Origin of the sequence: Streptomyces sp. NRRL S-87 (assembly GCF_000719335.1) — a bacterium.
In the GTDB taxonomy this organism is placed as follows: Bacteria; Actinomycetota; Actinomycetes; order Streptomycetales; family Streptomycetaceae; genus Streptomyces.
This window is the reverse complement of the sequence record NZ_JOGB01000004.1, coordinates 110,346-122,824: the sequence shown is the minus strand read 5'-3', so window position 1 is coordinate 122,824 and position 12,479 is coordinate 110,346. Positions and strand designations below refer to the sequence as shown.

11 protein-coding genes and 1 tRNA gene are annotated in these 12,479 nt (G+C 73.2%); 6 read left to right on the top strand and 6 right to left on the bottom strand.

The window, feature by feature from the left end; translation table 11 throughout:
- Positions 1–5: 5 nt before the first annotated feature.
- Positions 6–1,493, top strand: a complete 1,488-nt coding sequence (locus IF43_RS0104325) for a diaminopimelate decarboxylase (RefSeq protein WP_078909902.1) — start codon at positions 6–8, stop codon at positions 1,491–1,493.
- An 84-nt stretch (positions 1,494–1,577) separates the two neighbouring features.
- On the opposite strand, the gene IF43_RS0104320 is transcribed toward IF43_RS0104325, so the two are convergent.
- From IF43_RS0104320 to IF43_RS0104310, 3 genes are all read right to left on the bottom strand, one after another.
- Positions 1,578–2,315 (bottom strand): cyclopropane-fatty-acyl-phospholipid synthase family protein, encoded by a 738-nt coding sequence (locus IF43_RS0104320; protein WP_030193975.1) that lies wholly within the window; start codon positions 2,313–2,315, stop codon positions 1,578–1,580.
- 124 nt (positions 2,316–2,439) lie between these two features.
- Positions 2,440–3,393, bottom strand: a complete 954-nt coding sequence (locus tag IF43_RS0104315; RefSeq protein WP_078909901.1) for a MurR/RpiR family transcriptional regulator — start codon at positions 3,391–3,393, stop codon at positions 2,440–2,442.
- Between the two features lie 455 nt (positions 3,394–3,848).
- Positions 3,849–5,237 (bottom strand): cystathionine beta-synthase, encoded by a 1,389-nt coding sequence (locus IF43_RS0104310; RefSeq protein ID WP_030193969.1) that lies wholly within the window; start codon positions 5,235–5,237, stop codon positions 3,849–3,851.
- A 136-nt stretch (positions 5,238–5,373) separates the two neighbouring features.
- Between IF43_RS0104310 and IF43_RS0104305 the strand changes: the two genes are divergently transcribed.
- From IF43_RS0104305 to IF43_RS0104295, 3 genes are all read left to right on the top strand, one after another.
- Complete coding sequence (locus tag IF43_RS0104305) at positions 5,374–6,522, top strand: SGNH/GDSL hydrolase family protein (protein WP_234331938.1); 1,149 nt, start codon at positions 5,374–5,376, stop codon at positions 6,520–6,522.
- Positions 6,523–6,595: 73 nt separating this feature from the next.
- On the top strand, positions 6,596–7,816 hold the full coding sequence (locus IF43_RS0104300) for an acetyl-CoA C-acetyltransferase (RefSeq protein WP_030193964.1): 1,221 nt from the start codon (positions 6,596–6,598) through the stop codon (positions 7,814–7,816).
- Between the two features lie 329 nt (positions 7,817–8,145).
- Entirely contained in the window at positions 8,146–8,952 is an 807-nt protein-coding gene (locus tag IF43_RS0104295; RefSeq protein WP_063753267.1) for a hypothetical protein, read from the top strand.
- Positions 8,953–8,988: 36 nt separating this feature from the next.
- Here IF43_RS0104295 and IF43_RS0104290 read toward each other — a convergent pair whose 3' ends face one another.
- Complete coding sequence (locus IF43_RS0104290; protein ID WP_030193958.1) at positions 8,989–9,321, bottom strand: hypothetical protein; 333 nt, start codon at positions 9,319–9,321, stop codon at positions 8,989–8,991.
- A 103-nt stretch (positions 9,322–9,424) separates the two neighbouring features.
- Between IF43_RS0104290 and IF43_RS0104285 the strand changes: the two genes are divergently transcribed.
- Positions 9,425–9,655: a DUF4287 domain-containing protein gene (locus IF43_RS0104285; RefSeq protein ID WP_030193955.1), complete on the top strand. Its 231-nt coding sequence runs from the start codon at positions 9,425–9,427 to the stop codon at positions 9,653–9,655.
- Between the two features lie 113 nt (positions 9,656–9,768).
- On the opposite strand, the gene IF43_RS0104280 is transcribed toward IF43_RS0104285, so the two are convergent.
- Entirely contained in the window at positions 9,769–10,620 is an 852-nt protein-coding gene (locus IF43_RS0104280) for a Bax inhibitor-1/YccA family protein (protein WP_030193952.1), read from the bottom strand.
- 539 nt (positions 10,621–11,159) lie between these two features.
- Positions 11,160–11,242: transfer RNA gene (locus IF43_RS0104275), tRNA-Leu, on the bottom strand.
- 406 nt (positions 11,243–11,648) lie between these two features.
- On the opposite strand from IF43_RS0104275, the gene IF43_RS0104270 reads away from it, so the two are divergent.
- Positions 11,649–12,419 carry an ABC transporter ATP-binding protein gene (locus tag IF43_RS0104270; RefSeq protein ID WP_030193949.1) on the top strand — a complete coding sequence of 257 codons (771 nt, stop codon included), beginning with the start codon at positions 11,649–11,651 and terminating at the stop codon, positions 12,417–12,419.
- Positions 12,420–12,479: the final 60 nt, after the last annotated feature.

Below are 12,479 nucleotides of genomic sequence, written 5' to 3'. Positions count from 1 at the left end.
CTCGTATGGCCGTCGCCGACCGGACAGACCCCGCGAACGACCCCGTGGACGACCCCGTGGACGACCCCGCGGCCGTCGGCCCGGTGGGCTCCGGCGGCATCGCCGTCGGGCCGCCACCCGCCGCCGCCGTACGCCGCGACCTGGCCGTACGTGCCGCCGTGGGGCAGGGACTGATCGGGGCCGGGGAGGGCGGCGGGGACGGGGACGGACCGCCGCTGGTGTGCCTGCTCGACGTGGCCGGGATCCGCGGCGCGGCGGCGGGACTGCGCGCGGCGTTCGAGGAGGTCCTCCCCGGGGACGGCGGGGCGGCGGCGGGCGCGGCCGGCGGGCCCGTGCTGCACGCCTTCGCCGTGAAGGCCTGCCCCCTGGTGCCGGTCCTGCGCCTGCTGGCCGCGGCCGGCATCGGGGCCGAGGTGGCCAGCCCCGGCGAGCTGGCACTGGCCCGGGCGGCCGGGATCCCGGCCGACCGGATCGTGCTGGACTCCCCCGCGAAGACGCCCGCCGAGCTGCGCGAGGCCCTGGCCCTCGGGGTCGCCGTCAACGCCGACAACCCCCAGGAGCTCGCCCGCCTCGACGGCCTGCTCGCCGCCGGCCCCACGGCCTCGCCCCTCGGCCTGCGGGTCAACCCGCAGATCGGCGCCGGCTCCATCGGCGCCCTCTCCACGGCCACCGCCACCTCGAAGTTCGGCGTCGCGCTGCGCGACCCGGGGGCGCGCGAGTGGGTCGTACGCGCCTACCGCGAGCGCCCCTGGCTCACCCGGTTGCACACCCACTCGGGCTCCCAGGGCCTCCCGCTCGCCCTGATGACCGAGGGCGTCCGGGAGGTGCACGCGCTCGCCGAAGAGATCAACGCGGCCGTCGGGCGGCGCCAGGTCGACACCCTCGACATCGGCGGCGGGCTGCCCGTCGACTTCACCTCGGACGGGCCGGGCCCCACGTACGCCGCGTACGTCCGCGCCCTGCGCGGGGCCGTGCCGGGACTGTTCGCCGGACGGTACGGGCTGGTCACCGAGTTCGGCCGGTCGCTGCTGGCCAAGCACGGCCTGGTGCTCACCCGGGTGGAGTACACGAAGTCCGCGGGCGGCCGGCAGATCGCCGTCACCCACGCGGGCGTCCAGCTCGCCACCCGTACCGTCTACGCCCCGGCCGCCTGGCCGCTGCGCATCCTCCCCTACGACGCCAAGGGCGCGCCCCGCACCGGGCCGCCGGTGGCCCAGGACGTCGCGGGGCCGGCCTGCTTCGCCGGCGACCTGCTCGCCGAGGCCCGGCCGCTGCCCCTCCTCCACCCGGGCGACCTGCTCGCGGTGCCGGACACCGGGGCGTACTTCTTCACCGCCCACTACGGCTACAACAGCCTGCCGCGCCCGGCGGTGTACGGCTTCACGGTCGCCCCCGGCGGGGACGCGGTGCGCTTCACCCCCGTGCGGCCGGCCCAGTCCCCCGCCTCGATCGTCGCGGAGGCGGGCGGCGACGTCCCGGACGCGCTCCTGTAGGGACGACCTTCGACGTCGAGCCGCTCACCGTGGAGCGGCGCCGGCCCTGGCAGCGGCCGGCCCTCAGGGGTCGGCGCCCGGGCCTCAGGGCGCGGTGGGGCGCAGCACCATGCAGACGAAGCCCCAGGTGTCGCGGTAGCAGCGCAGCCACTCCGTGCGGTGGGTGGCGGCCGCTTCGAGCGCCTGGGCACTGCCCGGGTCGTCGGGGTGGTCGAGCGCCCAGGAGGCCAGGGAACCGGTCCAGGCCCATTCGTACGCGTCGAGCTCCTCGCGGCTGCTGACGTGGCCGTGGACCGGGACCCAGCCCTCGGCCGTCACGAGGTCCACGGTGCTCGCGAGGTCGGTCGTCTCCCCCAGCATCTCGACGGCCTCGGGCGCGGGTTCGTGGACCCAGATGCCGTCGCCGAGCAGGACCCGGCCGCCGGGGGCCAGGTGCTTGCGCGCGGCGGCCAGGACGGCGGACAGGCCACCGAAGGCGTGCGTGGCCGCCACGACGAACACGACGTCGAAGAGGTGCGGGGAGGTGAACGCGCCCGCGTCCTCCTGGTGGAGGGTGAGGCGGTCCTCGACGCCCCGCGCCCGCGCGGCCTCGCGCGCGTGCCCGAGCGAGGTCTCGGAGAGGTCGACGCCCTCGCCGCGCAGGCCCGGGTGGGCGGCCAGCGCCCGCAGCAGCCACTCGCCGCGCCCGCAGCCGAGGTCGAGGACGCGCTCGTCACCGCGGACGACGGCGTGGTCGAGGAGCCGGCGCACCGCGTCGTCGCCGACCGGGGCCGAGATCGGGTGGTCCGCGTGGGCGAGCATGGAGATCTGATCACGGTTCACCGCGGGAGACTGCCACGGCGCTCGGCCCCCCACCACCCGTGCCGCGCACGACCCGCCGCTTTCCGGCCACATCCGAGCGCCCCTCGACCGGAACCGGGTCCCCGGCCCGGCCCCATCCGGCGCCCTAGTCGACGAACAGGCCGCGTGCCGCCGCGCTCGCGTCGAACTGCTCCAGCCGCGCCTGCGCGTCCGGCAGTGCGTCCGCGATGGCCTCCAGCAGCACGCGGCCCAGCAGCATCGGTGCGCAGGCCGTGTCGAAGGCCAGGCCCGTGCCCACGGGCGCCGGGATGAGCAGGTCGGAGTGGCGGGCGACCGGTGCGAAGGCGGAGTCGGCGACCGTGACCACCGTCAGCCCGGAGTCGCGGGCGTACCGCAGGATCTCCACGACCTCCTTCGGGTGCCGGGGCAGCGCGAAGCACAGCAGTGCCGAGGCCCCGGCCCGGACGCAGGAGTCGATCCGGTCGGCCAGCATGCTGCCGCCCTCGTCGAGGAGGCGTACGTCCGGGTGCACCTTGCCCGCGAAGTACGCGAAGCCGCGGGCCTGCGACGAGGCGGCGCGCAGGCCCAGCACGGGCAGCGGCCGGGAGGCGGCGAGCACCCGGCCGGCCTCCTCCGCGGGCCCGGGGTCGGCGAGCATGGCCGACAGGTGGCGCAGGTTCTCGATCTCGGCCTGCACGGCCTGCTGGTAGGAGTTGTACGAGCCCTCGCCGCGGCCGGCACCCGGTTCGGCGGCCGGCGCCACCTCGCGCAGGTAGCGGCGCAGCGCCGGGTAGCCGTCGAAGCCCAGGGCGACCGCGAACCGCGTCACGGAGGGCTGGCTCACCCCGGCCAGCTCCGCGAGCTCGACGCTCGACAGGAACGGCACGTCGGCGGCGCCCCGGACCATGCAGTGGGCGATCCGGCGCTGGGTCGGCGTCAGCCGGTGGCCCTCGAACAGGGCCTGCAGGCGCGCGGCCGGGCTGTCGCCCGCGCCGCCCCCGGCCGCGGCGCGCGCGGCGCCCTCGGACGTGCCGGTCGTACCGCCGTCACCGCCCGTACCGGCCGCGCTCGCGCCCCGGCCGGCCGTGGTCCCGCTCATCCCGCCCCCTCCCGTCCATTCACTCACGCAGCACTCTGCATGCATCTATGCAGGACGGCAAGCGGCGGTCAGTCCGCGGACGGGCGGCGCACGGCCGGGGGCGGGGCCGGAGGCCGCGGGGGTGCGGCGGGGAGGGGATGTCGCGGGGACCGTCGCACCTCCGGGCAGGCCCGGAGGTCGGGACGGCGGCGGTCCCCGCGGAGGACACGGGCCGGGTCAGGGCCGGTCTCGCGTCCGTGGCGGCCATGGAGGTCCGGGAGCCGCTCCGGAGGTCCCTGGCGCCGTGGGTGGGCCGGCCGGGCCCTCGCGGGCCCTGCCGACGACCACCACTGTGCCGGAGCGTTGTTAAGCGCGTGCTGCCGTGACGTGTCGCGTGCGTACCGGTTGCGCGACGCGCAGCACCCGTGCCGGGGCATCCGGGTACCGGCGGTACCCGGGGCGCCCCGGCGGCGGCGCTACTTCGCCGTCTTGGCCAGGAAGGCCAGCAGGTCCTGGCGGCTGACCACACCGGTCGGCTTGCCCTCGACCAGCACGATGGCCGCGTCGGCCTCGCCCAGCGCGGCCATCAGGTCCGACACCGGCTCGCCGGAGCCGACCTGCGGCAGCGGCGCGCTCATGTGCTTCTCCAGCGGGTCGTTCAGCGAGGCCCGCTGCGCGAACAACGCCGCCAGCAGTTCCTTCTCCACGACCGAGCCGATGACCTCGGCGGCCATCACGTCCGGGTGGCCGGCGCCCGGCTTGACCACGGGCATCTGCGAGACGCCGTACTCGCGCAGCACCTCGATGGCCTCGCCGACGGTCTCCTCGGGGTGCATGTGCACCAGGGACGGGATGCTGCCGCCCTCCTTGTCCGCGAGGACGTCACCGATGCGCGCCGCCGGGCCCGCCTCCTCGAGGAAGCCGTGACCGGCCATCCACTCGTCCGAGAAGATCTTGCTGAGGTAGCCGCGGCCGCTGTCCGGCAGCAGGACGACCACCACGTCGTCCGGGCCCAGGCCCTCCGCGGCGCGCAGCGCGGCCACCACGGCCATGCCGCAGGAGCCGCCCACCAGCAGGCCCTCCTCCTTGGCGAGGCGGCGGGTCATCTGGAAGGAGTCCTTGTCGGACACGGCGATGATCTCGTCGGCCACGCTCCGGTCGTACGCGGTCGGCCAGAAGTCCTCGCCCACGCCCTCGACCAGGTACGGGCGGCCGGAGCCGCCGGAGTACACCGAGCCCTCGGGGTCGGCGCCGATGACCTTCACCTTGCCGCCCGACGCCTCCTTGAGGTAGTTGCCGGTGCCGGAGATGGTGCCTCCGGTGCCGACGCCCGCCACGAAGTGAGTGATCTTCCCCTCGGTCTGTTCCCACAGCTCGGGACCGGTCGTCTCGTAGTGCGAACGGGGGTTGTTCGGGTTGCTGTACTGGTCCGGCTTCCAGGCCCCCGGCGTCTCCCGGACGAGGCGGTCGGAGACGTTGTAGTACGAGTCCGGGTGCTCCGGGTCCACGGCCGTCGGGCAGACGACGACCTCGGCCCCGTACGCGCGCAGCACGTTGATCTTGTCGAGGGAGACCTTGTCAGGGCACACGAAGATGCACTTGTAGCCCTTCTGCTGGGCCACGATCGCGAGTCCGACACCGGTGTTTCCGCTGGTCGGCTCAACGATGGTGCCGCCGGGCTGCAGCGCGCCGCTCTGCTCGGCGGCCTCGATCATGCGGAGCGCGATGCGGTCCTTCACGGACCCGCCAGGGTTGAAGTACTCGACCTTGGCGAGGACCGTCGCCTGAAGGCCTTCGGTCACGTGGTTGAGCTTCACCAGCGGGGTGTTGCCGACGAGGCTGATCATCGAGTCGTGGAATTGCACCATGTTCTCCAAGGAGGGGACTCCACGGGTTCTCCGGGAGGTGTCGCCAGACTATGCGGAAAGTGATTGGCCGACCGGCAGTACGGGGCAGGTAGAGCCATGTACGGCCGGGTCACCAGGAGGAGGTGGCGAAGCGGTGTCGAGGGCGAGGACTGCACGCCGGATCGCGGCGGGCGCGGCGTACGGCGGGGGCGGGATCGGGCTGCTCGGCGCGGCTGCCTTCGGACTGCTTCTCGCGGAGGCGCAGCTCGCGAAGCAGACCATCGGCACCGGCCAGGAGGACCCGCCGCGCGCGGACGGCCGCTACGGTGCCGAGTTCGGGAACCCGGGTGACGCCGGACCGCTGCGGCTGGCGATGCTCGGTGACTCCACGGCGGTCGGGCTGGGGGTGCACCGGGCCGGCCAGACCCCCGGCGCGCTGCTGGCCTCGGGGCTCGCGGCGGTCGCGGAGCGGCCGGTCGACCTGCGGATCGTGGCGATGTCGGGGGCCATGTCCGACGACCTGGACCGGCAGGTGCGGCTGCTGCTGGAGGAGCCGTCCGTGTACGTGCCGGACGTGTGCGTGATCATGATCGGGGCGAACGACGTGACCCGCCGGATGCCGCCGACGCAGTCGGTGCGGCTGCTGACGGCGGCGGTGCGGCGGCTGCGCACGGCGGGGGCGGAGGTCGCCGTCGCGACCTGCCCGGACCTGGGCACGATCGAGCCGGTGTACCAACCGCTGCGGTGGCTCGCCCGGCGGGTGTCGCGGCAGCTGGCCGCCGCGCAGACCATAGGCGTGGTCGAGCAGGGCGGGCGTACGGTCTCGATGGGGGACCTGCTGGGTCCCGAGTTCGAGGCCAACCCGCGGGAGATGTTCGGGCCGGACGCGTACCACCCGTCGGCCGAGGGGTACGCGACCGCGGCGATGGCCATGCTGCCGACGGTGTGCGCGGCGCTCGGCCTGTGGCCGGGGGCGGACACGCTCGACACCACGCGGAACGAGGACATGCTGCCGGTCGCGCAGGCGGCCTCGGCGGCGGCCTCGGTCGCCGGCACCGAGGTCACGGGCGCCCGCGCCCCGTGGGCCCTGCTCAAGCACCGCCGGCGGCGGCGCGTCCCGGCCCTGGCCCGCGCCGAGGCGCCGTCCGGAGCACCGCCCGAGGCGCCGACCGCACCGCCCACCGCACTCCCCGTCGACGTGTCGCACGACGGCGTGGAAGCACCCGGTGGCACGGCACGGGACGTCGTGGCGGCACCCCCCACCGGGACCGATGCGGCGGGCGTCACACCACCGCGCCCGTGAAAAGGGCCGTACGGACCGGTAACTTCACCTGCGGTCCTGCCAGATTCCGTACCGCATCCCCTGGAGCCGTGTGATGCCCGAAGCCGTCATCGTTTCCGCAGCCCGCTCACCGATCGGCCGCGCCTTCAAGGGGTCCCTGAAGGACCTCCGTCCGGACGACCTCACCGCCACGATCGTCCAGGCCGCCCTCGCCAAGATCCCCGAGCTGGACCCGCGCGAGATCGACGACCTGATGCTCGGCTGCGGCCTCCCCGGCGGCGAGCAGGGCCACAACCTCGGCCGCATCGTGGCCGTGCAGATGGGCATGGACCACCTGCCGGGCTGCACCATCACGCGCTACTGCTCGTCCTCGCTGCAGACCTCGCGCATGGCCCTGCACGCCATCAAGGCCGGCGAGGGCGACGTGTTCGTCTCGGCCGGCGTCGAGATGGTGTCCCGCTCGGTCAAGGGCAGCTCCGACGGCCTGCCCGACACCCACAACCCGCTCTTCGCGGACGCCGAGGCCCGTACGGCCGCGGTCGCCCGGTCCGAGGGCTCGACGTGGCACGACCCGCGCGAGGACGGCCTGGTCCCGGACGCGTACATCGCGATGGGCCAGACCGCCGAGAACCTGGCCCGCCTCAAGGGCGTGACCCGCCAGGACATGGACGAGTTCGGCGTCCGCTCGCAGAACCTGGCCGAGGAAGCCATCAAGAAGGGCTTCTGGGAGCGCGAGATCACCCCGGTGACCCTCCCCGACGGCACGGTCGTCAGCAAGGACGACGGCCCGCGCGCCGGCGTCACCCTGGAGGGCGTCCAGGGCCTGAAGCCGGTCTTCCGCCCCGACGGCCTGGTCACCGCCGGCAACTGCTGCCCGCTCAACGACGGCGCCGCGGCGCTGGTCATCATGAGCGACACCAAGGCGCGCGAGCTGGGCCTGACCCCGCTGGCCCGGATCGTCTCCACCGGCGTCTCCGGCCTGTCCCCCGAGATCATGGGCCTGGGCCCGGTCGAGGCGTCGAAGCAGGCCCTGAAGCGGGCCGGGCTGACCATCGGCGACATCGACCTGGTCGAGATCAACGAGGCCTTCGCCGCCCAGGTGATCCCCTCGTACCGGGACCTCGGCATCGACATCGACAAGCTGAACGTCAACGGCGGCGCGATCGCCGTCGGCCACCCCTTCGGCATGACCGGCGCCCGCCTCACCGGCACGCTGATCAACAGCCTCCAGTTCCACGACAAGCAGTTCGGCCTGGAGACGATGTGCGTGGGCGGCGGCCAGGGCATGGCCATGGTCATCGAGCGGCTGAGCTGACCAAGGTCATCGAGCGGCTGGGCCGAGGAATCGTTTGCCGTACGGGCGTCCCGTGGCCGGGGCGCCCGTACGGCCGCTGCCCGGGCCTTTGCAGCCCGGGGTGTTCCAACCCCGTCGCGGCCGAGCTGTGACCGAATTTCCCCCAGGATGTGACCTACGTCCTGGGGGTTCGGCATTTTTGCAGGTCAACCGCCAGACGGGTGGTCCCGCTGTGACGAACAACCTGTCCATTTCGTGACGTAATGCACTGCACGCCATTCCCAGGTCGGGACAAGCTGATGTAGGAAGTCGGGGGATCGGAACACATCAGGAGTTAGTCAGTGAGCGCCATGTCTCTTGTCCTGCTGCTGACCACGGCCGCCGCGACGGCCGTGGGCGCTGCTGCGCTGCACGCCGTCCATGGGCTGCGCAAGCAGGTCACCGCCCTGCGGACCGACCTCGCGACGACCGCGCACGCCCGTGGTGCGACGGTTCCGCACGCCCGGCACGCCGCGGACAGCCCCGCCGCCGAGATACGGGCCGCCGTCGCCGAGGCCCTGGCCGAGGAGCGCGAGCGCGAGCTCGCCGAGGCGCGGGCGTTCTGGGCGGCCCAGGAGGCCCGCGACGCGGCCGACGCGCCGTCCCTGCTGGGCGGCCTGCCGGCGCTGGGCGAGGAGAACCCGGTGTTCCTGCCCCGCCAGGCCGACCTGGTCGGCCTGGAGCCGCTCCTGGAGGACGCCGCCGACCCGGAGTACCCCGAGGACTCCCCGGAGCTCGCCGCGGCCCGCCGCCGGCACCCCTCGCACCCCGACTTCGTCCCGGTCCAGCCGTCCCCGCACGCCGACCACGAACGCACCGTGAGCCGTCTGGAGGAGCTCGCGGAGGCGCGCACCGCCCTCGCGGACGTCCGCCCGGGCCCGCTCGGCACGCTCGACGTGTACGTGTTCACCGACGGCACCACGCTGTGCATGACCCCGGGCCACCGGGAGACCGCCGAGCGGCTCGCCGACGCCCTCCGGTCCGGCACGGCGCCGGTGCTGCTGGGCGGCTCGGGGATCTCGGGCGCGTACGCCCTGACGTTCTCGTGCGGCGGCGACGCGGACGACCCGGAGAACAACGTCTACATCCTCGCGGACCGCGTCATCGCCTCGCTCTGACCGCATCGGGCGGGCCGGGCGGCCCGGGCCGGGCGATCAGGCCAGCGCCCGCCGCTCCGCCTCCGCGACCAGCCGTACGGCCTCGTCCACCATCCCGGGCGAGGCCGTTGCCGCGTTCCGGAGCGCCTCGGCCAGATCGGTGCCGGCCACCGCCACCTGGTCGCCGACCGCGAAGACCCCCTCGTCGGGCATCTCCCGGGGCGCCACGGCCCCGTCCGCGCCCTCCAGGCGCTGCGCCCGTACGGCGAGCTCCCGGGCCAGTGCCAGCCCCTCGGCGGCGGCGCCGCGCTGGAGGCGGCTCTGCGGAGCGGCCCGCAGCCGGTCGGCGAAGCGTTCCACGGCATCGGTCAGCGGTGAGGTATCGAGCACGCCGCGACCCTACGCGCCCGCACGGCAGTGTTGCCAACAGGCGAATGCTCGGGCACCGTGACGTAAAGAGAACCAGGCTCGTCACATGCGTCCGGAGGCGCCCATGTCCCAAGAGTTCTCCGAGGAAACCCACCGGAACATGCTTTCCCGCATCCCCGATGCGACCGGTCGTGACATCGCCGACTGGCTGCGCACCGTCGACGAGGGCCCTTCCCTCACCAACTTCGACGAGAAGGTCAGCTGGCTGCGCTCCATGCACGAGCTGTCCTACGGCCACGCGAAGGCGATCATCCACGAGTACGACCTGCGACGGGCCGCCCGCAAGCTGGGCTAGCCGAAAGGACTCCCGCTCCGACAACGCGGAAGCCCCCGCGAGGCGAGCTCGCGGGGGCTTCGTACGCCGGGCGGCCCTCAGGGGGCCGGGCGGCCCTCAGGGGGCCGGTACGACTAGTCGTCGCCGGACAGGATCTGGAACAGCCGCAGCAGCTCCAGGTAGATCCACACCAGGGTCATGGTGAGGCCGAAGGCCGCCAGCCACGACTCCTCGCGCGGGGCGCCGTACGTCACGCCGTCCTCGACCTGCTTGAAGTCCATGGCGAGGAACGCGGCGCCGAGGACGACGCCGACGATGCCGAAGACGATGCCGAGGCCGCCGGAGCGGAAGCCGAGGCCGTCGCCGCCGCCGAAGAGGGCGAACAGCGAGTTGGCGACCATCAGGAGCACGAAGCCCAGCGCCGCGGCCATGACGAAGCCGTAGAAGCGGCGGGTCACGCGGATCCAGCGCATCTTGTAGGCGAAGAGCACGGCCGCGAACACGCACATGGTGCCGAGCACGGCCTGGATGACCACGCCCGCGCCGATGTAGGTGCTGGTGGCGGCGCTGATGACGCCCAGGAACACGCCCTCGAAGGCCGCGTAGCCCAGGATGAGCGCCGGCGTCGGCTTGCGCTTGAAGGACTGGACCATCGCCAGGACGAAGGCGACGAGCGCGGCGCCGACGGCGATCCCGTACGACTTGTTCAGGTTCGCCGCGTCGACGGGAAGCAGGGTCCACGCCAGGACGGCGGTCAGGATGACCGTGCCGAGCGTGAGCGCCGTGCGGCTGACGACGTCGTCGATCGTCATCACGCCGGCGCGGGCCGGGGCCTGCGGCAGGCCCGTCGCCGGGTCGGCGGCGTAGGGGTTGCTCGCGTACGGGTTGGTCGCGGTCCCGGCCTGCACGTGCTGCGCCTCAAAGCCGGCGTAGCCGTTGTCGCGGCTGAACCCCCGTCGCGAGAAGACCGGGTTGCTGCTCCTCATCTCACTCCTCCATGGCCACCGTGCGCGGCCTTGCGTCAAGGGTAATGTGTTAGCAAAGGATCCACCCTACTGCTGAGGGAGGATCTTTCCGCGCCACCTACGACCGATGGGTTTCGGTCAGATCACGGTTCCGCGTCCCTCTCCCCGCGACGGCCGGCGACGTGTCCGACGAATCCCGACAAGACCCCCGAGGGGTCCCTGTCCCGCCTCACGAGCAAGGCCGACGACCTCGCGGGCTTCTGCCGGGTCACGCACGGCGCCCTCTCCGTGGGCGGTGCGGTACGCGGACGCGGACGGCACCCGGAGGGCCACCACCCGCGTGGCCGGATGCCTACTGTTCCACCCGGGCGGAAGGACCGCCCCGGGCGATCCCCTGCCGGTCGGAACCGCCGGCTGGACCACCGCCCTCACGGGAATTTTCTGAGCGCTCCGCAAATAAACCGGAGGGGCGACCTGTTTTCGAAACCGGAAACAGGTCGCCCCTCCGGTTTTATCCGTCGAGTGCGCGGATTTCTTCTCCCTCGAGAGGTGAAGGGAAGTGCCCGGAGCCGGACTTGAACCGGCACGGCCGCGTAGGCCAGCGAGGTTTAAGCTCGCCGTGTCTGCATTCCACCATCCGGGCAAGGCGTACGACTCCGCGAAAGCCTTGAGCGCAGAAGGTGAGCCTAACCGGAAGACTCCTCCCAACAGGCGAAGATCAACCCGATGTTGTCTGATTTTATTGACACTTGAGGGAGAGTCAGGGGAGAGAAGGCGCGGTCCGGACGATACGGCAGGCCCCCCTCGCCGCATGCGAAATGACGGGATTTCGCTCCCCCTGCGCCACCCCGGGCCACCCCCCGCCCGCGCGGCCGGCCGCCGCTCGCGGGGTCATACCAAAGGAGGACGCCGCCGTTGGCCCGGTCAGACTCCAGTGGGCCCCGGATTGGCCTCACCGGCTGATCCCAGGGGCGTCTCCCCCGGCGACGATGGAACGGTCCCGATACCGCGCTCCCAGAGGGCGCATCCGGCCCGAACAGGAGCACCCCGTGACCACCATGAGCCTCTCCCCCCGTGCGACCGCAGTGGCCGCCCGCGCCACGGAGCTGTCCAAGGTGTACGGCCACGGCGAGACCCAGGTGGTCGCCCTCGACCGGGTCTCGGTCGACTTCGCCCAGGGCCAGTTCACCGCGATCATGGGCCCGTCGGGCTCCGGCAAGTCGACCCTGATGCACTGCGTCGCGGGCCTGGACACCTTCTCCAGCGGCTCGGTCCGCATCGGTGAGACCGAGCTGGGCTCCCTCAAGGACAAGCAGCTCACCCAGCTGCGCCGCGACAAGATCGGCTTCATCTTCCAGGCGTTCAACCTGCTGCCGACGCTGACCGCCCTGGAGAACATCACGCTCCCCATGGACATCGCCGGCCGCAAGGCGGACAAGCAGTGGCTGGACAAGGTGATCGAGATGGTCGGCCTGTCCGGCCGCCTGACCCACCGCCCCACGCAGCTCTCCGGCGGCCAGCAGCAGCGCGTGGCCGTGGCCCGCGCCCTGGCCTCCCGCCCCGAGATCATCTTCGGTGACGAGCCCACCGGAAACCTCGACTCGCGCTCCGGCGCCGAGGTCCTCGGGTTCCTCCGCAACTCCGTGCGCGAGCTGGGCCAGACCGTCGTCATGGTCACCCACGACCCGGTGGCCGCCTCGTACGCCGACCGCGTCATCTTCCTCGCCGACGGACGCATCGTCGACGAGCTGTACGGCCCCACCGCCGACGGCGTGCTCGACCGCATGAAGGCCTTCGACGCCAAGGGCCGCACCAGCTGAGGCCCCGGCCTCCCCCGCGAAGCCACGAGCCCCCTCAGCCGCACCCCAAGACTTCCTGGA